The sequence below is a fragment of the Nocardioides sp. AE5 genome, from assembly GCF_031844485.1.
GTDB lineage: Bacteria > Actinomycetota > Actinomycetes > Propionibacteriales > Nocardioidaceae > Nocardioides.
This window is the reverse complement of record NZ_JAUZVI010000012.1, coordinates 49,880-69,038: the sequence shown is the minus strand read 5'-3', so window position 1 is coordinate 69,038 and position 19,159 is coordinate 49,880. Positions and strand designations below refer to the sequence as shown.

Below are 19,159 nucleotides of genomic sequence, written 5' to 3'. Positions count from 1 at the left end.
CTCCATGAGCGACGCAGAGCGGCTGGCCGGCTGGATCGAGACGTGGTGGGACGCCATCGACGACTTCACCCAACTGCTGGAGGAGATCCCGGAGGCGGACTGGACCAACCCGACCGACCTGCCGGGGTGGAGCGTGCACGACATCGCCGCGCACACCGCGCACCTGGAGGCGGTGTTGGCCGGGGCCCCGGAGGAGACGGTCGACGTCGGCGAGCCCGGCCATGTGACGAACCCGATGGGCATCTACACCGAACAGGGCGTGGTGGCTCGGCGCGGGGCCACTCCTGATGAGTTGATCAATGAGATCCGCGAGTCCACGACCAAGCGGCGTACCGAACTGCTGGACGACCCACCCACCGATGGCTCCGCGAAGCCGTCGCGCGTCTTCGGCGGCGTGGACTGGGACTGGAACACGCTGCTGCGCAACCGGCCCCTCGACGTGTGGATGCACGAACAGGACATCCGTCGCGCCGTCGGGCGGCCCGGCAACCTGGACACCGCCGGCGCCAAGCACACCATCGACTACCTGCTCGACGCCCTGCCGGTGATCGTCGGCAAGCGGGTCGCGCCGCCGCCCGGGACCACGGTCAGCCTGGTGGTGCTCGGGTTCGGCGAGCGGAGCGTGGAGATCGGCGAGGATGGCCGGGCCCGACCGGTGACCGGACTGGTCGAGCCGAGTGCGGCGATCGAGATGGCACCAGAGGAGTTCATCGTGATGGCCGGGGGGCGTCGTACTCCCGCCGACGTGACCTACCACGGCGACACCACGCTTGCCGAGTCGGTCGTCGAGAGTTATCGGACCACCCCGTGACCTGGACCCTGGCCGATCTGGGTGACCAGTCGGGCAAGACCTTCCTGGTCACCGGGGCGACCAGTGGGCTGGGCCAGGTCACCGCCACCGAATTGGCGCGCGCCGGCGCCCGGGTGGTGCTGGCCGCCCGGTCGCCGGGGAAGCTGGCGACCACCCAGCGGGCGATCGCCAGTGTGGTCCCGGGGGCGGACCTGGCCGACCTTCTCGTGGACCTGGCCGACCTCTCCTCGGTCCGGGCCGCCGCGAAGGAGGCCGCGACGCTGGGGCCGATCGACGTCCTGGTCAACAACGCCGGCGTGATGGCAACACCGCAGCGGCGTACCGTCGATGGGCTGGACCTGCAGTTGGGCACCAACCACTTCGGGCCGTTCCTGTTCACCGGCCTGTTGCTCGACCAGTTGGTCGCCTCGGGCGCTGGCCGGGTGGTCACCGTCTCCTCGAACGCGCACCTGCGGGCCCGCAAGGCTCCGCTGCACGACCCGCACCAGCCGGTGCCGGGCTACAACCGCTGGTCGGTCTACTGCGGTTCCAAGCTGGCAAACCTGCTCTTCACCTACGAACTGGACCGGCGGGCACGGGCCGCGGGACTTCCGGTCCAGGCGCTGGCCGCGCACCCGGGCTATGCGGCGACCCACCTGCTTGCTCACGGCCAGACGCTCAAGGGATCCGGTGCGGCGTCCAGCATCCTCGATGCGGTGATGAAGGTGGGTGCCCAGAGCGCCGAGATGGGGGCGCTGCCAACGCTGATGGCGGCCACCGCGGACCTGCCCGGGGGTACGTACGTCGGGCCGCGCGGCTTCGGCGGGTTCCGGGGCCTGCCCGAGGTGGTCAAACCGTCGCGGCTGGCCCGCGATGAGGCCGCTCAGCGGGCGATGTGGGAGCTCAGCGAGACCACGGTCGGGTGGGCCTGGCCGCACCCGGCCTGAGGGGCCTCAGCCGGTCGGCTTGTGTGCGGTGACCGCCACGGCGAGCAGGTGCTTGCGGTGGGTGCGGAAGGTCTTGCGCATCGCCAGCACCCGGCGGCGGGCGTCGGGGTGGGTGAGCAGGTTGCGTGCGAACCGCAGGGCACCGACGATCCCCTCGTCGCTGACCAGCCGGCGCGGCTGCAACAGCGCCATCGGGGCGGTGTCGACGTGGTCGACGACGAGCCCGTGCCCGGTGAGCAGGTCGCTCCACTCGGCCACGGTGAGCGGTCGAGCGTTGACCTTGATGGAGCGGGCCAAGGCCCGGCGTACGTCGGTCTTGACGTCGTCGGGCAGGTCGTCGGGGGCCAGCCCGAGCTCGTGGATGGCGTAGCGGCCACCGGGGCGCAGCAGGCGCACGGCTTCGGTGATGATCGCGTCCTTGGTCTTATCCCCCTGCATGGTGAGCATCGCCTCGCCCACCACCACGTCGGCGCTGGCGTCGTCCAGTCCGGTCTCGGCGGCATCGGCGACCCGGACTTCGCCGTACGCCGCGACCACCGGACCGGTGGCCCTGACCGCGGCCGGATCCGCGTCGACGCCACGGTAGGAGCGTGGCCGGGCAGCCACGATCTCCGCCGCGGTCCGCCCCAGGCCCGGGGCCAGCTCGACGACATCGGCGCCCGGCAACTCCGCCCGACCGAGCAGGGTGCGGGTGAGCTCGATGCCGCCCGGGCGGAGCACCCGCTTGCCCAGCCGGGCCAGCAGCCAGTGCCCAGCCGCTGCCTGGTCGCCACGCCCCGCGTCAGGCAGGTCCGGATCCACGGGTTCGCTCGCCTTCGCCACTGTCATCGCCTCCAGCTATTTATTACAACAGGAAGTTGTATAAACTCTAGGGCATGACCTACGTGATTGCCCAGCCCTGTGTCGACGTGATGGATCGGGCCTGTGTGGACGAGTGCCCGGTGGACTGCATCTACGAAGGCGGCCGTTCGCTCTACATCCATCCGGACGAGTGCGTCGACTGCGGGGCGTGCGAACCGGTCTGCCCGATGGAGGCGATCTTCTACGAGGACGATCTGCCCGCACAGTGGGCACCCTTCGAAGAGGACAACGCGGCCTTCTTCGCCGAGGCCCTGCCCGGTCGCGACGGCGCACTCGGCTCCCCCGGCGGCGCAGCAAAGATGGGGGCACTCGACGTCGATGCCCCACTGGTGCGGGCGCTGCCGCCGCAGAGCCAGGCGTGACAGACTCCTCGACCATGGCCGCGGACATCGGGAACGAGCGAGGACGTCGTGGCGAGGTCATCACGCACCTGCGCAGTCTGGACCTACCCGCCACCATCACCGAGGTGGCCGACGCCTTGGGCATCCATGCCAACACGGCCCGGTTCCACCTGGAGCGACTGGTCGCGTCCGGGCAGGCACAGCGGAGCATCGCCGAGGACCACGGCCCTGGCAGACCGCCGTTGCTCTTCAGCGCGACCCCGGGCATGGACCCGACCGGTCCGCGGCAGTACCGGCTCCTGGCGGAGATCCTGGCCCGGGCCCTGGTCGCGGAGCAGGCATCTGTGGCGCCGGAACGCCGCGCCCTCGACGCGGGCCGAGGCTGGGCCCGGGAGCGCATGGCCGAACTCGAGGATGAGGCGAAGCCCGCCGACAAGGACCCGGTGGTCCGCCTGGCCGGCCTGCTCGACCGGCTCGGCTTCGCGCCCGACGTACGACGGAAACGTGGCCGGTCGCTGCCCGTGATCGGCTTGCGTCACTGCCCGTTCCTGGAACTCGCGGGCAATCGCTCCGAGGTGGTGTGCGCGGTGCACTGGGGCCTGATGAGCGGGGCGCTGGAGAGTTGGCGAGCCCCGCTCGACGTGGTCGGACTCGAGCCGTTCGTCGAGCCCGATCTCTGCCTGACCCACCTGGGGACGGTCGACTGAGCCAGCTCAGCGCTGCCGAGCGGGAAGCGTGACGCGCAGGGTGGTGTGCTCGCCGATGGGCAGCTGGCACGACAGCCGGGATCCCGCGAGGCGTTCCGAGGCGGTGCCCTCCAGCATCATGTCCTCGTCCTCGCTCATGGGCGGCAAGCCGGCCCGGTCCGCCTCGTCGACGTACACATGGCACGTGGCGCACTGCATGAATCCGCCGCAGTCCGCCAGGACACCGGGGATGCGATGGCGTCGGGCCACCTGCATCACCGACTCCCCGACCCGGGCATCGACCACGAGCGTGTCGCCAGCGGGATCGGTGAAGCTCACCCACGGTGCAGTCACGTCTGCCATCAGTCCCCCTTGTCCTTCGCGAACCCGCTTGCTGACGATAGGACATGCGCGAGGCGCCTGGGTCACCTGCTGGGACGCCAGCCGCCGCTCGGCCCGCCGGCAACCCTCGTTCACACGTCTGGCGGCGCCGTCTCGAACGCAATACGCGCCGTCCGGTTCCGGTGTAGGGAGGTTGTGTCGGTGGTCTCTGGTTGAGTGCTGGCATGGAAGATCTGCAGCGGTGGGAGATGGACGCGGGCGCATTGTTGGCGCTCGCGGAATCCACCCTGCAACGGCGTCGTGGGCTGGACGTGGAGGACCTGCAGACCTGCGCCCACTGGGGAACGCTGCACGGCGAACCACCGGTCCACGAGACCGGCGGTGGGCCGCGTCTGGTGCGGGTGGGTGGGGCGGGTACGCCACCGGTCCAGGACCTCAGCCTGGCCGAGTTGGCGTTGGCGCGGCGCACGCATGTGTTGGCGACCCGGTCGACGATGGCCGACGTGCTCGACCTGATCCACCGCCTCCCACGCTGCTGGCAGGTCGTCGAAGCACTTGAATGCGAGGTGTGGGTGGCACGCCGGGTGGCACGGATGACCCGCCACCTCACCCACGCCGAAGCGGGCTACGTGGACGCTGCCGTCGCTGATGCGTTGGCGGGTGAGCAGCCGGGTCGGTTGTTCACGTTGGTGGAGGCGAAGGTCATCGAGGCGAACCCTGAGGAGCACGCGCGGCGCATCGCCACCGAGAGGGCCCGCCGGTATGTGTCGGTGGGGCGGGTGGATGAGGCAGGGTTACGTCATGTGATCGCGCGTGTGGAGCACGGGGACGCGGTCTGGGTTGATGCGCTGATCGGGCGCATCGCCGACATCCTCGCCGAACGCGACACCGCCACCGGTGCCCCCGAACGAGACGTCGACCTGCGCCGCTCCGAAGCCTTCGGATGGCTCGCCCGCCCCGCAGAACTCCTGGCACTGCTCCTCGAACACGCCGACGACGCTGCGGACCCCGCCGAGAACGCCGAGTCGGCATCAGTTGACGCAGATACGGGCGCTGACCCCGGGGAGGACGCAGAGCCCGACGATGAGGCCAGTGATGAGCCGGGGGCTGGTTGGGTGCGTGGCTTCCCTGCACGCCTGCTCGAGGTGCTCCGCGGGATCGACCCGGCCAAGCTCCGCCCCCAAGCCGTCGTCTACCTCCACCTCCACCAAGCAGCCCTCGACGGGACCGGTACGGGGGTGGTGCGGGTCGAAGACGGCGGCGGTCCCCGCCTCTACGAGCACGTCAAGGACATCACCGGTGCCGCCCACGTCACCATCAAGCCAGTGATCGACCTCAACGACCACCTCAACATCAACGCCTACGAACACCCGCAGTGGCTACGCGAACGCATCCACCTGATCAACCCCGTCGAACCGTTCCCCCACTCCACCCGCGGCGACCGCAGGGCCGGCACCGACATCGACCACGTGAACCCCTACCAACACGCTCAGTCAGGCAAGGCACCGCCGGGGCAGACCGGCACCCACAACGCAGCACCCCTGAGCAGATACGCCCACAGGGTCAAGACCCACGCCGGCCACACCGTGCGACAACTCAAGCCAGGCACCTACGTCTGGCGCACCCCACACGACAGGTACCGCCTCGTCGACGAGACCGGCACCCATCTCCTCCACCCCCTCCTGGGCAGAGCACTCACCGGCGAGGACGAACTCACACGCGCCATCGCAGAAATCTGGATCACCTCCAACCCCCACGACATCGGCTACGACAGCACCTACCCCGGCCTCCCACCCGACCCCGAACACCTCGCCGAACTCGAAGAACAACTCCTCGGAGCGTGAACCGCCCGGCGCGGGCGCGGGTCACCCACGATTGGTGGCGGTCACCAACCACGTCCTGCCGATGAATCGCACGCCACTGTCAGCCTTACCTCGTCTTCCGCGGAAGTCCTGTCCGGACAGGTAACCTCCCTCCATGCCTCCGGAGCCCTCCGACCGCCGCGCCACTGGCCCGTTCGTTCCTGCCCTTGGGGCCCTCGTGGGCCTGGTGGTGCTCGCCGTGGCCGCGGTGTTCGTCATCGGCGCCGTCCGTGCCGACGACACCACGCACGCCCCGGGAGCGATCGTCGGGGAGCCGGGCACGGCGCCACACCGGCCTTCGATCGACCCCAACGACCCGGCGTACGACGCGGCCCTGAGCACACCGCGCGAGGACAGCAACTATCCCGACGTCGGCGACCCGGGCGTGGACGCACTCCATTACCACCTGGACCTCGCCTGGGACGGTGAGGACCGGATCCTCACCGGCGTGGCCGAGATCGCACTGCGCTCCACCACCGATGCCGACCACTTGCAACTCGACCTCGATGAGCACCTGGAGGTCGGCTCCGTGGAACTGGACGGTCAGGCCGTGGAGTTCGAGCACACCGGCAAGGACCTCGTGATCAACGTCGACGCCGCCGAGGATGCCCGCCACCTGCTCCGCATCGAGTACGCCGGCACCCCCGAGCCCTACCCGGCGCCGACCACCCGCAGCGACTTCGACGGGGTCGGCTTCACCATCACCGACGGCGGGGACGCGTGGACGATGCAGGAGCCGTACGGCGCCTTCACCTGGTATCCGGTCAACGACCACCCCTCCGACAAGGCGTTCTATGACTTCACCATCACCACGCCCGCGCCCCGCGTCGGCGTCGCCAACGGTGAACTGGTCTCCCGCGAGGAGGTCGACGGCAACAACGTCACCGAGTTCCACCTCGACTCGGCCGCCTCCTCCTACCTGATCACGATCGCGATCGCGGAATACGAGATGACCGAGGAGACCAGCGGTTCCGGGGTGCCGTTGGTCTACTGGACCTCCCCGGACCATCCCGAGCACCTGGAGGCGATGCGCTACACCGCACAGGCGCTCGACTTCCTGGAGGGCTATCTGGGGCCGTTCCCGTTCAGTTCGCTCGGCTCCGTGGTGGTGGACTCGGAGAGCGCCATGGAGACCCAGCAAATGATCACCTACGGCAACACGGCGTACACCCTGTCGCCGGACGTGGTGGTGCATGAGATCGCCCACCAGTGGTACGGCAACATCGTCTCGCCCAGCGACTGGCGCGACATGTGGATGAACGAGGGCATGGCGATGTACCTGCAGGGCGTCTACGAGGCCGAGGCCACCGGCATCACCATCGACGCAGTGATGGACAACTGGGCGACGTACGAGGTCGGCTTCCGCGCCGACGCCGGGCCGCCGGGCAACTACGACGCGAGCAGGTTCGCGGAGAGCAATGTCTACTACGGGCCCGCGCTGATGTGGCACGAGCTGCGCGGCATGCTCGGCGACGACCGCTTCTGGGACATGGTCCGGACCTGGCCGACCGTCAACCCGATGGGCAACCCGACCCGCGAGGAATACCTGGCCTGGATCCAGGAATACACCGGCGAGGACCTGACCGCCTTCTTCGACGCCTGGCTGCTCGGCGAGGAGACCCCGCCCCGGTCCTGAGCGCAACGATCTCCCGATCTGGCATAGCCTCATCCGGTGAGCACTGAGCGCTTGAACTCCCGGCAATTGATCGACCTCGTCCTCGACGACGACTCCTGGACCTCGTGGGACACCGCACCGGCCCGGGTCGGCGTCGACGACGAGTACGCCGCCCAGTTGGCGCGGGCGGCCGCGAAGTCCGGCGTCGACGAATCCGTGATCACCGGCGAGGGCCGGATCCGGGGCCGGCGGGTCGGCATCCTGCTCGGTGAGTTCGGCTTCCTGGCCGGCTCGATCGGCCGCGATGCCGCGGACCGGCTCGTTGCCGGCATCGAGCGCGCCACCGCGGAGCAGATCCCGTTGCTGGCCGCGCCGATCAGTGGCGGCACCCGGATGCAGGAGGGCACCCCTGCCTTCGTGCAGATGGTGCGGATCAGTGCCGCCGTGGCCCAGCACAAGGCGGTCGGGCTCCCCTATCTGGTCTATCTGCGCCACCCCACCACCGGCGGGGTGATGGCCTCGTGGGGATCACTGGGCCACGTCACCGTCGCCGAGCCGAACGCGCTGACCGGCTTCCTCGGACCCCGGGTCTATGAGGCGCTCTACGGCAAGCCGTTCCCCGAAGGCGTGCAGACCTCGGAGAACCTCTACGAGCACGGCATCATCGACGCCGTCGTGCCGCCCGAGGAGATCGCTGACATCGTCGACCGGGCCCTGGCCATCCTGCTCGCGCCCCGCACCGGGATCGCCGCAGTGGCACCACCGGCCGACGACGAGATCCCCGACGTCGACACGTGGGATGCGGTGACCCGCTCACGGCGCCCGGACCGTCCCGGCGTACGTCGCCTGCTCAAGTACGCCGCCAGCGACGTGGTCCCCCTCAACGGCACCGGCCAGGGCGAGGCCGACCCGGGCCTGCTGATCGCACTGGCCCGCTTCGGCGACGCGCCGTGCGTCTTCCTCGGCCAGGACCGCCGCGGCCAGACCACCGACCACCCGATGGGGCCGGAAGCGCTGCGCGAAGCGCGGCGCGGGATGCGGCTCGCCTCCGAACTGGGCCTGCCCCTGGTCACCGTGATCGACACCCAGGGCGCGGCGCTCTCGGTGGAGGCCGAGGAGGGTGGCCTGGCCGGCGAGATCGCCCGGTGCCTGGCCGATCTGGTCACCCTGGACGCGCCGACGCTCTGCCTGATGCTGGGTGAGGGCAACGGCGGTGGCGCGCTGGCATTCCTGCCCGCGGACCGGGTCATCGCCGCGCAACACGCCTGGCTCTCCCCGCTGCCGCCGGAGGGTGCCAGCGCGATTGTGCACCGCGACCTCGACCACGCCCCCGAGATGGCCCGGGCCCAGCAGGTGCGCGCGCTCGACCTGCATGCCCGCGGCATCGTGGACCGGATCGTGGCCGAACGACCCGACGCCGCCGACGAGCCCGGGGAATTCTGCCGCCGGGTCGGCGCCGTGCTCGAGTTCGAACTGGCCGAACTGCTGTCCAACGGAGCGGGACCTGTGGCGAAGCGGAGCGCCCGTTACCTCTAGTTTGGGCGCATGAAGACCTACGCCGTCACCGGCGCCGCCTCCGGGATCGGGGCCGCCACCGCCACCCTGCTGCGCAACCAGGGCCATGCCGTGGTCACCGTGGACCGCCACGATGCCGACGTGGTCGCCGACCTCTCCACCCCGCAGGGGCGGGACCAGGCGATCGCCGGGATCCAGGAGTTTGCACCGGTGCTGCACGGCCTGGTCCCGTGCGCCGGGGTTGCCGGACTGACCGGAGTGGACCCGCAACTGGTCGCCTCGGTGAACTACTTCGGTGCCGTGGAACTGGTCCGCGCCCTGCGGCCGCAACTGGTGGCCGCCGGCTCGTCCGCGGTGGTGGTGATCTCCTCCAACTCGGTCACCTGCCAGCCGGCCTGGGACCACGGACTGGCCGACCTGCTCCTGGCCGACGACGAGGAGGCCGCCCGCGCCGCGGTGGCAGAACTCGACGCCGTCGCCGTCTATCCGGCGACCAAGGCGGCACTCGCCTGGTGGGCACGGCGCGAGGGGATCACCGCGGAGTGGCTCGGTGCCGGGATCCGGCTCAATGCGGTCGCCCCGGGGGTGACCAAGACGGCGATGACGGACGCGCTGCGGGAGGATCCCACGTTCGGGGTCTACGCCGATGCCTATCCGACGGCGCTGGACCGTCCGGGACGCCCCGAGGAGGTGGCCGAGGTGATCGCGTTCCTGCTCTCCGATGCCGCTTCCCTCGTGATCGGCACCACGATCTTCGTGGACGGCGGCACCGACGCGTTGATGCGCCCCAAGGGCCTGCCGGTCAGCGACCAGGACCTGATGGGGAAGATGCGCTTCTGACCGGTCGGCTCACTCGGCGTACGCCTTGATCACTGCCGCGGACTCGGCGGTGGCTGAGGTGACCGGGCGTACGCCGTGCTCTTCGGCCGTGAACGAGTAGTTGCCCTCGACCGCGATCACCCGGCCCCCGGAACTCATGAGCACCGTGGCGCCGTTCCCCCCGGTGTCGATCAGGACCCCGTCGCCCGTGCCGGGCGCCGCCATGGAGGGGTAGTCATACAGCTCGGCCGCAGAAGCCACATCCCGGTAGAGGGAAGGAAGCAGCTTCACGACCAAGCCCGCCCCCAGGGGGCCGCTCTCGGACTCGACCGTCAGCTTGATGGCGCACATCGACGCCATCGGCGAGGAGACACTGTCGATGGTGACCGAGAGATCCTCCCCGAAACGGGCGGCCACTTCCTCCAGGGCCGGCTCGATGACGTCACAGACCCGACCCGCGGCGAAGTTTGCCCCATCGCCGTTGGTGCCTGCGCCGCCTCCGTCGGGATTCGTGCCTGCCTGCTGACCAGTTGTGCCCTGGTCCTGTTCGCCGTCGGCGTTGCCCCCGGCTTCCTCCCCTGAGGAACATCCGGTCAGCACAAGCGCCAGACAAAAGCCAGCTGCCGCGGCGCGCAGGACGAGAACCCGGGTCGTGGAGGATCGCCTCAGTGCATGCATGGCACCAGTTCAGTCCACCCCCGGGCTTGGCGCATCCCTGACGCGACTCATCTCATGTCGTGAGGATGCTCATTTGACTCGGTCGAGTTCCCGGGCATCGGGGAGACCCGCGCGGAGGCTGGCCTGCTCTCAGAAGAGCAGCGCGCTCGCCGGATCCTCCAGGATGCTGGCGACGTCGGCCAGGAAGCGCGACCCCTTCTCGCCGTCCACGTGGCGGTGGTCGAAGGAGAGCGCCAGTGTGGTGACGTCGCGGACGCATAGTTCGCCGTCGGCGTCCACCCACGGCCGCTTGTTGACCGCGCCGAAGCAGAGGATCGCGGACTCACCCGGGTTGATGATCGGCGTCCCGGCATCGACGCCGAAGACGCCGACGTTGGTGATGGTGAAGGTGCCGCCGCTCATCTCGGCCGGCTGGGTCTTGCCCTCACGGGCAGTGGCAGCCAGGGCCCCGAGCGCTTCGGCCATCTCGAGCAGCGAGAGCGCGTCGGCGTCCTTGATGTTCGGCACGACCAGTCCCCGCGGGGTGGCCGCGGCGATGCCGAGGTTCACATACGACTTGAAGACCACCTCGCCGGCGGCGTCGTCCCAGAACGAGTTGATCTCCGGCGTACGCCGCATCGCGAGCACCACGGCCCGGGCCAGCACCAGCAGCGGGGACACCTTGACGTCACCGAACTCCCGCCGCTCCTTGAGCCGGGCCACGAACTCCATGGTGCGGGTGACGTCGACGGTGATCCATTCGGTCACATGCGGGGCGCTGAAGGCCGAGTCGACCATCGCCTGGCCCATCATCTTGCGCACGCCCTTGATCGGCTCGCGCCATTCACGCAGCCGGCCGGGCTCCGCAGCGGCCACGACGTCGCCCTGCCCCCTTTCATGCTCGGCGCCGGCGTACTGCTCGGGCATCGCAGTCTGAGCAGCAGCCTGTACGTCGTCACGGGTCACCGTGCCCTGCGGGCCGGTCGGCGTGAGGCTCGCCAGGTCGATGCCGAGGTCCCGTGCGAGCTTGCGCACCGGTGGCTTGGCCAGCGCCCGCGGCGAGGTCGACCGCTCGGGCGGACCGGACTCCCGTGTGGCATGGGCCGGAACCGGGCTGATCGGATCGGCACCGCTCGGGGTGATCGCCTCGACGATGCGCTCGACCTTCTCCCGCTGCGGCGGGGCGCCGGCGTTGAAGACGTCGTGCACCTCGGCACGGGCGGTGTGCTCCGCAGCGGCATCGGCGAGCTTGCGTCGTGGTCGACGGGCACTGCTGCGCTCGGCCTTCATCCGGCCGACCAGGCTCTCGCCCTCACCGCCACCGGAGGCGGCCGGGTTGGAGAGGTCGATCTCCGCCTCCGCCGAGTCGGCGTCACCCACGGAGATGATCGGGGTGCCCACCTCGACCGTCTCCCCCTCGACGACGAGGAGGGCGAGCACCGTGCCGGCGTACGGCGAGGGAAGTTCGACCAGGGATTTCGCGGTCTCGATCTCGACGATCACGTCGTTGATCTCGATGGTGTCGCCGACCGTGACCTTCCAGGAGACGATCTCTGCCTCGGTGAGGCCTTCACCGACGTCGGGCAGCTTGAATTCAGCCATCTCTGACTCCCCTCCTCAGAACGCGAACGAACGGTCGACAGCGTCGAGCACCCGGTCCAAGTCGGGGAGGAAGTCCTCCTCGATCCGCGATGGCGGATAGGGAGTGTCGAACCCACCCACCCGCAGCACCGGAGCCTCCAGGGCATAGAAGCACTCCTCGGTGATCCGGGCAGCGAGCTCGGCACCCATGCCCAGGTTCACGTGTGCCTCGTGCACCACCACCACCCGTCCGGTCCGGCGTACCGACTCCAACACCGGACCCAGGTCCAGCGGAGAGAGGGTACGCAGGTCGATCACCTCCAGCGAACGTCCCTCGGCCCCGGCGGCGTCGGCGGCCCTGAGGCAGGTCTTCACCGTCGGGCCATAGCAGAGCAACGTGGCGTCGGTCCCGGTCCGCACCACCCGTGAGGTGAAGAGGGGCTCGGGGAGCTCGGACTCGTCCAGCTCGGCCTTGTCCGCGTGGTATTGCCGCTTCGGCTCGAGGAAGATCACCGGGTCGTCGTGGGCGATGGCCTGCTGGATCATCCAATAGCCGTCGACCGGGTTGGAGCAGGCGACCACCTTGAGCCCGGGTGTGTGCGCGAACTGCGCCTCCGGCGACTCCGAGTGGTGCTCCACGGCGCCGATCCCGCCGCCGAACGGGATCCGGATCACCATCGGCATCTTGACCTTGCCGCGGGAGCGGAAGTGGATCTTGGCGACCTGGCAGACGATCTGGTCATAGGCCGGGTAGACGAACCCGTCGAACTGGATCTCGACCACCGGGCGATAGCCGCGCATCGCCATGCCGACCGCGGTGCCGACGATGCCGGACTCGGCCAGCGGGGAGTCGATCACCCGGTCCTCACCGAAGTCCTTCTGCAGCCCGTCGGTGATCCGGAAGACGCCGCCGAGCTTGCCGACGTCCTCGCCCATGACGAGGACCTTCGGGTCGTCCTCCATCGCCTTGCGCAGTCCTGCGTTGAGGCCCTTGGCCAAGGTGATCTTCATGCCGACACCTCCTCGACAAAGCTGTCGTGATAGGCGGCGAACTCATCGCGCTGGCGGACCAACTCCTCGGGGATCTCGTCGAAGACGAGGTCGAAGATGCCGCGTGGGTCGGGATCCGGCAGTGCCTTGCAACCCTCCCGCAGTCGGTGGCCGAGTTCGTCCGCCTCGGCCTGCACGGACTCCAGGAAGCCGCCCCCGACCAAACCGTTCCGCTTCAGGTAGGCCTCCAGCCGGGCGATCGGGTCTTTCAGCTTCCAGTGCTCGACGTCTGCCGAGAGCCGATAGCGGGTCGGGTCGTCAGTGGTGGTGTGCGCCCCCATCCGATAGGTGTAGGCCTCGATCAACGTCGGCCCCTGGCCATCGCGAGCGCGCTGCAGTGCGGCCTGGGTGACGGCGTACGTCGCGAGCACGTCGTTGCCGTCAACCCGGACGCCGGGGAAACCGAAACCGAGTGCCCGCTGATAGAGCGGGATCCTCGACTGGCGTTCGATCGGCTCGGAGATCGCCCACTGGTTGTTCTGGCAGAAGAAGACGACCGGCGCGTTGTAGGAGGCAGCGAAGATGAAGCCCTCGTTGACGTCGCCCTGGGAGGAGGCCCCGTCGCCGAAGTGGGCGATCACGGCGGCGTCGCGGTCGGGCTCGCCGGTGCCGACCACGCCGTCACGCTGCATGCCCATCGCATAGCCGGTGGCATGGAGCACCTGGGCACCGATGACGATCGTGTATTGGCCGAAGTTGTGCTCGTGGGGATCCCAACGGCCGTGGTCGACGCCCCGGAAGAGGCCGAGCAGGTCGAGCGGGTCGACGCCGCGGCACCAGGCGACGCCGTGCTCGCGGTAGGTCGGGAAGACGAAGTCCTGTGGACGCAGGGCGCGGCCGGCGCCGATCTGAGCAGCCTCTTGGCCGAGCAACTGGGCCCAGATGCCGAGTTCGCCGTGGCGCTGCAGGGCGGTGGCCTCGACGTCGATGCGTCGGGTCAGCACCATGTCGCGGTAGAAGCCGCGGATCTCCTCGGCGCTGAAGTCCCGGTCGAACTCCGGGTGATGGACGCGCTCCCCCTCGGGGGTGAGCAACTGGACCAGCTCGGGTCCGCCGTCCTTCTGCGCGGGCCCGAAGACCTCGACGAGATCTGGTCCGAACTGGCCCGTTGTTGTTGCCTCCGGGGACATGGCGTCCACTCCTTCTCTCCACCGGTTGCGGGGTCTCCGCGCTCCGGGCTTGGGCTGTGCCTGACCGTGGCGCGATGGGTGGTGCACCGTGGGTCGGGCTGGTGTCGGCGTGCCGCGTGAGGACCGTCTGTGACGGCCGCCACATCGTGTCTCCACGGTACCGGTCGGGCTGGCAGGCCGCCAATCTGGCGGGTTCGGGGGTTCGTTTCACAGCTGGAGACCCCGGGCAGTTTCACAGGCGAGCCTGTGGTTCTGACAGATCAGGTCCTACGGCTTAGCGAATCCGCTATCTTGGAATCATGACAGCAGCGGCCACCCGTGGCACCCAACTTCGCGGACTCCGCATCCGAGCCGGTCTCTCCCAGACTGAGGCGGCCGAACGGATTGGCATCCCAGCGCCCGTGCTCAGCGCCTACGAGCGCGGCCGACGCGAACCCCGGGTGGACATCTTCTTCCGAGCCACCGAGGCGTTGGGGTTCCGGATCGACATCACGCCGGTTCCCGCCACCTTGGACCTACGAGTCCCGGACGCAGCCGAGAAGGCAACACTCCTCGCGCGGGTCTGCGCCATCGGAATGGCCCTGCCTCGTCGCGATCGTGGGCCACTGCTCTTCCCGCCACCCCATACGTGGAGGAAACCATGAACCAAGCTCACCTGGTGCTGCAACGTGCCGTGGAGACCCACCACGCGTTGACCCGGGCCGGCGTCCGCAATGCGATCGGCGGCGCTCTGGCATTGGGTTACCACGTGGACGATGCACGCTCCACGCAAGACATCGACCTGAACATCACCTTGCCCAAGGAATCAGCCGCTCAAGCACTCGAAGCGCTACCAGCGGACGTCCCTTGGGACCAGCCGCATCTCCAAGCCATCCTGCGGGACGGTCAGGTCCGGATCATGTGGCCCGTCCCCGATGAGCCCCCCATGCCTCTCGACCTCTTCTTCGCCGAGCACGCCTTTCACCACGTGGTGGCCGACCGGACGATCACCGTCCCGATGCTCGACGCGCAGATCCAGGTCCTCTCCGCGACCGACCTGGTGGTCTTCAAGTCGCTCTTCGACAGGCGCAAGGACTGGGCCGACATCGAGGAAGTCGTCCGCCATGCGCCCCCCTCCTTCGACCTCGCCGAGGCGGTCCGCTGGCTGATCGAGATCCTCGGCCCCGAGGACTCTCGGATCGCGACGTTGCGTTCTCTGGCCGCCGAGTTCGCCTGAACCGCAGTCCACGCACAGATGGGGACGCTGATGTTCCGATCTGCCGGAGGACGGGAACTCGGGTCAGTCCCAGCGGAAGGTGACCGCGGCGACCACGCCCCCGACCACAGTGGTGATCGCCATCGCGAGCAGGTGAGAGGCCTCGACGCCCGCGCCGGCCCACGAGGCGGAGAGCGCCTCGACAGTGGCACCGAACGGCAGCCACGCACCTACGGTGGCCACGGCATCGGGCAGCGCATCGGTCCCACCGAACATGCCGCCCAACGCCCCGAGGGCGAAGAAGACCACCAGTCCGATCGCCACGGCCGAGTTCGGCGTGGGCGCCAGGGCGGCGACCATCATCCCCACGGCGTACATCGCCAGCATGGAGAGGACCAGGACCCCGAGTGCCACGCCAAGGTTCACCGGCAGATTCGCACCGAACCCGAGGACGGCCACGGCCAGGGCCATCGCGAGACCGGTGGTGACCTGGATGACGCTCACCACCGCCTGGGCGCCCAGCACCATCGCGGGTGAGGCCGGCGTCGTGCTGAGCCGACGCAAGATCCCGGTCCGTCGGTAGTAGGCGAGGAAGCTCGGCATGTTGATGATGCCGACCATCGCCACCACCATCGCCAGGATCAAGGGCAGGACGTGGATGTCGAGCGCCGTGCGGCCCCGGGTGATCACCTCGTCGTTGGCGCCTGCCGCGTTCATCACCAAGATCAGCAGCGGCAGGGCCACCGGGACCACGATGCCCGCGGTGTCGCGGGCGACCATCTTGGACTCACACTTCACCAGCTCACCCCAGGCCCGCAGGCCGGGGCGGGCCGGGGCGCTCTGCACAACGGAACTCATGCCGCCTCCTCCTCGTCATCGTCGGGCGTGCCGATCGGCCGGCCGGTCAACGCCAGGAAGGCGTCGTCAAGGGTGGCCTGCTCGGCTCGGGTCTCGGTGGCCACCACGCCGGCCAAGACCAGGGCGGTGCTCACCCGGGCGAGCAGGTCACCGCTCCCCTCGACGACGGCCCGGTCGCCCTCGACCACCACCCGGTCCACCTCGTCCAGAGACTCCAGCAGCCCGGCCGGCAGCGGGTCGACAACCCGGAAGGTCACCCGCTGCGCAAAGCCCGCCTCGCGCACCAGACCGGCCGGGGAGTCCAGCGCCACCAGACGTCCAGCATCGAGCAGCGCCACCCGGTCGCAGAGCCGCTTCACCTCCTCCATGAAGTGGCTGACCAGGATCACCGTGACGTCGCTGTTGCGGAGCTCTTCGATCATCGACCACATCTGGCGCCGCGCCTCCGGGTCCAGCCCGGTGGTGAGCTCGTCGAGGATCACCATCCGTTGGCGGCCGACCAGGGCCAGCGCGATGGAGAGCCGTTGCTGCTGCCCACCGGACAGGCGCTCGAAACGGGTCCCGGCCTTCTCTGTGAGACCGACGGACTCGATCAGTTCGTCCGCATCGCGCGGCTCCGGATAGAAACTGCGATAGAGACCGACCATCTCGGTCACGGTGAGGGCGGAGTGGAGGTGACTCTCCTGCAGTTGTACGCCGAGCAGCTGACGCACCCGGCTCCGGTCGCGCACCGGGTCGAGACCGAGCACACTGACCGTGCCACGATCGGCCTTGCGCAGCCCCGCGATCAGCTCCACGGTGGTGGTCTTGCCGGCGCCGTTGCGGCCCAGGATCCCGAAGACCTCTCCTCTCTCGACCCTCAGGTCGAGTCCGTCGACGGCGACCTTGTCGCCGTACCTCTTGCTCAGTCCCTCCGCGATGACCGCGGGCATGTCCAGTGATCTGCTCATGCCCCGAACGCTAGGCCCACCACCCCCGCCGCACCTGTGCCAACGGTCAGGACCTGCACCCATGACTTTCGGCACCTGCACCGCCGCGGGCACCGCCACTACGCTGTCGACATGCGTCGACTCGGACCGGAGGAGTGGGCGGGCTTCACGATGCTCGCACTCTGCGCAGCGATCGGTACGCCGGTCCTCCTCGGCCATGGCGAGACCCGGATCCCGCTCGCGCTGTGGGGGTTCCTCTTCGTGGGCATGATCGCGACCCTTCTGGTCGCCGCCTCGACCGAGGTCACCCGTCCACGGACGGCGCGCATCACCTATGCCGCCAGCGTGATCCTCGGGTGGGCCGTGGTCTTCACCGCCGCCAGGTCGGGGATGCTCCTGATCCTGCTGGTGCTCACCGCGGCCATGGGCAGCTACATCGTCTCCTTCCGAGTCACGATGGCGGTGGTGCTGCTCAACACCGTGGTGATCTGTGCGACCACCGCGCAACTCCAGGTGGCGGACAGCGAGGTCGTCCTGCTCACGGTGCTCTACTTGCTGATCCAGGTCGCCTCCGTGCTCAGCAGCGCGGCGATCCTCCGCGAGCAACGGATGCGACGGGAGCTCGCCGAAGCACATGTCGAGCTCCGTGCGGCGAGCGTGATGCTGGCCGAGTCCACCCGCTCCGAGGAGCGACTGCGCATCGCCCGCGAGCTCCACGACCTGATCGGACACCAGTTGACGGTGCTCACCCTGGAACTGGAGACCGCCCGGCACCACAAGGACCCCGGCGAGCACGTGGAGCGCGCCGACCGGGTGGCCCGCGACCTGCTGGCCGACGTGCGACGGACGGTCGATGGACTGCGGACCGAGCCGATCGAGCTGCGTACGGCGCTGGAGGCGGTGGTCCGCGACGTACCGTCCCTGCGGATCAGCCTGCACATCGACGACGACGTCCGGGCTTATGAGGAGCAGGCGATGGCCCTGGTGCGCAGCGTGCAGGAGATCGTCACGAACACCATCCGGCACGCGGCCGCATCCTCGCTGCGGATCGACGTACGCTCCACCGCAGAGGGAGTCGAGCTGACCGCCGTGGACGATGGCCGGGGCACCCCCGACCTGCAGCTCGGCAATGGTCTGCGCGGCCTCCGCGAACGAGTGGTGGCGCTCGGTGGCCACGCCCGGTTCGACGGACGCCATGGATTCCGGGTCAGCGCCTTGGTGCCGCCGCAGTGAGCGGCCCGGCAGGGGGTACGCCGATCCGGGTGCTGGTGGTCGATGACCAGACCCTGGTCCGTCAGGGCATCCGCAGCCTGCTGGGCGTCGCCGACGACGTCGAGGTCGTCGGCGAGGCCGAGGACGGGATGAGCGGTCTGGTCGCCATCGACGAGACCGCGCCGGACGTCGTCCTCCTCGACCTGCGGATGCCCCGCCACGACGGTGTGTGGCTGTTGGAGGCATTGCAGGAGCGGGAGGCCGAGGGACCGCCGGTGCTGGTGCTGACCACCTTCGACGACGACCAGCTGGTGCTCGACGCGCTCCGTGCCGGCGCTCGGGGCTACCTGCTCAAGGACGTGACCCTGGAACGGTTGACCGGTGGGATCAGGGCTCTGGCCGACGGTGGGACGCTGATCTCACCGTCGATCACCGATCGACTGTTGCGGGCGATCCGCTCAGGGCCCTCCCCGGTCGGCGCCGACGCCCCGACCGCGCAGGTATTGACCGACCGCGAACTGGAAGTGCTGCGACTGGTCGCGGCCGGTTGCACCAATCGGGAGGTCGCCGGCATCCTGCACCTCGCGGAGGGCACGGTGAAGAACCACGTCTCGACCGTGCTGCTCAAGCTCTCCGCCCGGGATCGGACCCATGCCGTGCTGCGGGCGCTCCACGAGGGGATCCTGGGCTGATCTCAGGTGGCGGTCAGTTCCTTCGTTCGGCACCGCGGCGACACCGATCCTGCCCTCCGGCACACTGCTCTCCGGCC

20 protein-coding genes are annotated in these 19,159 nt (G+C 69.4%); 12 read left to right on the top strand and 8 right to left on the bottom strand.

What is annotated here, in order from left to right; translation table 11 throughout:
• The first annotated feature begins 4 nt into the window (after positions 1–4).
• Together Q9R27_RS16000 and Q9R27_RS15995 are read left to right on the top strand one after the other, a co-directional pair.
• Positions 5–811: a maleylpyruvate isomerase family mycothiol-dependent enzyme gene (locus tag Q9R27_RS16000; protein WP_311253401.1), complete on the top strand. Its 807-nt coding sequence runs from the start codon at positions 5–7 to the stop codon at positions 809–811.
• A complete protein-coding gene (locus Q9R27_RS15995) occupies positions 808–1,737 on the top strand; it encodes an oxidoreductase (protein WP_311253400.1) in 930 nt (309 codons plus the stop codon). Before Q9R27_RS16000 ends, Q9R27_RS15995 begins: the two co-directional genes overlap by 4 nt.
• Positions 1,738–1,743: 6 nt before the next feature.
• On the opposite strand, the gene Q9R27_RS15990 is transcribed toward Q9R27_RS15995, so the two are convergent.
• Positions 1,744–2,559 carry a methyltransferase domain-containing protein gene (locus Q9R27_RS15990; RefSeq protein WP_311253399.1) on the bottom strand — a complete coding sequence of 272 codons (816 nt, stop codon included), beginning with the start codon at positions 2,557–2,559 and terminating at the stop codon, positions 1,744–1,746.
• Positions 2,560–2,612: 53 nt separating this feature from the next.
• Between Q9R27_RS15990 and fdxA the strand changes: the two genes are divergently transcribed.
• Positions 2,613–2,960, top strand: a complete 348-nt coding sequence (fdxA, locus tag Q9R27_RS15985; RefSeq protein WP_311253398.1) for a ferredoxin — start codon at positions 2,613–2,615, stop codon at positions 2,958–2,960.
• Positions 2,961–2,974: 14 nt separating this feature from the next.
• On the top strand, positions 2,975–3,646 hold the full coding sequence (locus Q9R27_RS15980) for a helix-turn-helix domain-containing protein (protein ID WP_311253397.1): 672 nt from the start codon (positions 2,975–2,977) through the stop codon (positions 3,644–3,646).
• 6 nt (positions 3,647–3,652) lie between these two features.
• Here Q9R27_RS15980 and Q9R27_RS15975 read toward each other — a convergent pair whose 3' ends face one another.
• Positions 3,653–3,988, bottom strand: a complete 336-nt coding sequence (locus Q9R27_RS15975) for a 2Fe-2S iron-sulfur cluster-binding protein (protein WP_311253396.1) — start codon at positions 3,986–3,988, stop codon at positions 3,653–3,655.
• 203 nt (positions 3,989–4,191) lie between these two features.
• Here Q9R27_RS15975 and Q9R27_RS15970 point away from each other — a divergent pair, with 203 nt between their 5' ends.
• From Q9R27_RS15970 to Q9R27_RS15955, 4 genes are all read left to right on the top strand, one after another.
• Positions 4,192–5,811 carry a hypothetical protein gene (locus tag Q9R27_RS15970; RefSeq protein WP_311253395.1) on the top strand — a complete coding sequence of 540 codons (1,620 nt, stop codon included), beginning with the start codon at positions 4,192–4,194 and terminating at the stop codon, positions 5,809–5,811.
• Positions 5,812–5,944: 133 nt separating this feature from the next.
• On the top strand, positions 5,945–7,465 hold the full coding sequence (locus Q9R27_RS15965) for a M1 family metallopeptidase (protein ID WP_311253394.1): 1,521 nt from the start codon (positions 5,945–5,947) through the stop codon (positions 7,463–7,465).
• Positions 7,466–7,501: 36 nt separating this feature from the next.
• The gene (locus Q9R27_RS15960) at positions 7,502–8,980 is read left to right on the top strand and encodes a carboxyl transferase domain-containing protein (protein ID WP_311253393.1); all 1,479 of its coding nucleotides are present in this window, start codon (positions 7,502–7,504) and stop codon (positions 8,978–8,980) included.
• 9 nt (positions 8,981–8,989) lie between these two features.
• Positions 8,990–9,799, top strand: coding sequence for an SDR family oxidoreductase (locus tag Q9R27_RS15955; protein WP_311253392.1), 810 nt, complete (start codon positions 8,990–8,992; stop codon positions 9,797–9,799).
• A 9-nt stretch (positions 9,800–9,808) separates the two neighbouring features.
• Here Q9R27_RS15955 and Q9R27_RS15950 read toward each other — a convergent pair whose 3' ends face one another.
• The 4 genes from Q9R27_RS15950 to pdhA form a co-directional block, all read right to left on the bottom strand.
• On the bottom strand, positions 9,809–10,456 hold the full coding sequence (locus Q9R27_RS15950) for a hypothetical protein (RefSeq protein ID WP_311253391.1): 648 nt from the start codon (positions 10,454–10,456) through the stop codon (positions 9,809–9,811).
• Between the two features lie 129 nt (positions 10,457–10,585).
• On the bottom strand, positions 10,586–12,037 hold the full coding sequence (locus tag Q9R27_RS15945; protein ID WP_311253390.1) for a dihydrolipoamide acetyltransferase family protein: 1,452 nt from the start codon (positions 12,035–12,037) through the stop codon (positions 10,586–10,588).
• Positions 12,038–12,052: 15 nt separating this feature from the next.
• The gene (locus tag Q9R27_RS15940; RefSeq protein ID WP_311253389.1) at positions 12,053–13,027 is read right to left on the bottom strand and encodes an alpha-ketoacid dehydrogenase subunit beta; all 975 of its coding nucleotides are present in this window, start codon (positions 13,025–13,027) and stop codon (positions 12,053–12,055) included.
• Positions 13,024–14,196 carry a pyruvate dehydrogenase (acetyl-transferring) E1 component subunit alpha gene (gene pdhA, locus Q9R27_RS15935; RefSeq protein ID WP_311253388.1) on the bottom strand — a complete coding sequence of 391 codons (1,173 nt, stop codon included), beginning with the start codon at positions 14,194–14,196 and terminating at the stop codon, positions 13,024–13,026. The genes Q9R27_RS15940 and pdhA overlap by 4 nt, the downstream gene beginning before the upstream one ends.
• Positions 14,197–14,495: 299 nt before the next feature.
• Between pdhA and Q9R27_RS15930 the strand changes: the two genes are divergently transcribed.
• Complete coding sequence (locus Q9R27_RS15930) at positions 14,496–14,840, top strand: helix-turn-helix transcriptional regulator (protein ID WP_311253387.1); 345 nt, start codon at positions 14,496–14,498, stop codon at positions 14,838–14,840.
• Positions 14,837–15,412, top strand: coding sequence for a hypothetical protein (locus tag Q9R27_RS15925; protein WP_311253386.1), 576 nt, complete (start codon positions 14,837–14,839; stop codon positions 15,410–15,412). The genes Q9R27_RS15930 and Q9R27_RS15925 overlap by 4 nt, the downstream gene beginning before the upstream one ends.
• A gap of 63 nt (positions 15,413–15,475) precedes the next feature.
• Here Q9R27_RS15925 and Q9R27_RS15920 read toward each other — a convergent pair whose 3' ends face one another.
• Together Q9R27_RS15920 and Q9R27_RS15915 are read right to left on the bottom strand one after the other, a co-directional pair.
• Positions 15,476–16,249: an ABC transporter permease gene (locus tag Q9R27_RS15920; RefSeq protein WP_311253385.1), complete on the bottom strand. Its 774-nt coding sequence runs from the start codon at positions 16,247–16,249 to the stop codon at positions 15,476–15,478.
• Positions 16,246–17,199: an ABC transporter ATP-binding protein gene (locus tag Q9R27_RS15915; RefSeq protein ID WP_311253384.1), complete on the bottom strand. Its 954-nt coding sequence runs from the start codon at positions 17,197–17,199 to the stop codon at positions 16,246–16,248. The genes Q9R27_RS15920 and Q9R27_RS15915 overlap by 4 nt, the downstream gene beginning before the upstream one ends.
• A gap of 111 nt (positions 17,200–17,310) precedes the next feature.
• On the opposite strand from Q9R27_RS15915, the gene Q9R27_RS15910 reads away from it, so the two are divergent.
• Both Q9R27_RS15910 and Q9R27_RS15905 read left to right on the top strand, forming a co-directional pair.
• Entirely contained in the window at positions 17,311–18,411 is a 1,101-nt protein-coding gene (locus tag Q9R27_RS15910; protein WP_311253383.1) for a histidine kinase, read from the top strand.
• On the top strand, positions 18,408–19,082 hold the full coding sequence (locus Q9R27_RS15905; RefSeq protein WP_311253382.1) for a response regulator transcription factor: 675 nt from the start codon (positions 18,408–18,410) through the stop codon (positions 19,080–19,082). The genes Q9R27_RS15910 and Q9R27_RS15905 overlap by 4 nt, the downstream gene beginning before the upstream one ends.
• Positions 19,083–19,159: the final 77 nt, after the last annotated feature.

Bases quoted from the DNA above. Each gene is read 5' to 3' on its own strand.
- Q9R27_RS16000 (WP_311253401.1), top strand. From the start codon at position 5: ATGAGCGACGCAGAGCGGCTGGCCGGCTGGATCGAGACGTGGTGGGAC.
- fdxA (WP_311253398.1), top strand. From the start codon at position 2,613: ATGACCTACGTGATTGCCCAGCCCTGTGTCGACGTGATGGATCGGGCC.
- Q9R27_RS15980 (WP_311253397.1), top strand. From the start codon at position 2,975: ATGGCCGCGGACATCGGGAACGAGCGAGGACGTCGTGGCGAGGTCATC.
- Q9R27_RS15975 (WP_311253396.1), bottom strand. From the start codon at position 3,988: ATGGCAGACGTGACTGCACCGTGGGTGAGCTTCACCGATCCCGCTGGC.
- Q9R27_RS15970 (WP_311253395.1), top strand. From the start codon at position 4,192: ATGGAAGATCTGCAGCGGTGGGAGATGGACGCGGGCGCATTGTTGGCG.
- Q9R27_RS15965 (WP_311253394.1), top strand. From the start codon at position 5,945: ATGCCTCCGGAGCCCTCCGACCGCCGCGCCACTGGCCCGTTCGTTCCT.
- Q9R27_RS15955 (WP_311253392.1), top strand. From the start codon at position 8,990: ATGAAGACCTACGCCGTCACCGGCGCCGCCTCCGGGATCGGGGCCGCC.
- Q9R27_RS15950 (WP_311253391.1), bottom strand. From the start codon at position 10,456: ATGCATGCACTGAGGCGATCCTCCACGACCCGGGTTCTCGTCCTGCGC.
- Q9R27_RS15945 (WP_311253390.1), bottom strand. From the start codon at position 12,037: ATGGCTGAATTCAAGCTGCCCGACGTCGGTGAAGGCCTCACCGAGGCA.
- Q9R27_RS15940 (WP_311253389.1), bottom strand. From the start codon at position 13,027: ATGAAGATCACCTTGGCCAAGGGCCTCAACGCAGGACTGCGCAAGGCG.
- pdhA (WP_311253388.1), bottom strand. From the start codon at position 14,196: ATGTCCCCGGAGGCAACAACAACGGGCCAGTTCGGACCAGATCTCGTC.
- Q9R27_RS15930 (WP_311253387.1), top strand. From the start codon at position 14,496: ATGACAGCAGCGGCCACCCGTGGCACCCAACTTCGCGGACTCCGCATC.
- Q9R27_RS15925 (WP_311253386.1), top strand. From the start codon at position 14,837: ATGAACCAAGCTCACCTGGTGCTGCAACGTGCCGTGGAGACCCACCAC.
- Q9R27_RS15920 (WP_311253385.1), bottom strand. From the start codon at position 16,249: ATGAGTTCCGTTGTGCAGAGCGCCCCGGCCCGCCCCGGCCTGCGGGCC.
- Q9R27_RS15915 (WP_311253384.1), bottom strand. From the start codon at position 17,199: ATGAGCAGATCACTGGACATGCCCGCGGTCATCGCGGAGGGACTGAGC.
- Q9R27_RS15910 (WP_311253383.1), top strand. From the start codon at position 17,311: ATGCGTCGACTCGGACCGGAGGAGTGGGCGGGCTTCACGATGCTCGCA.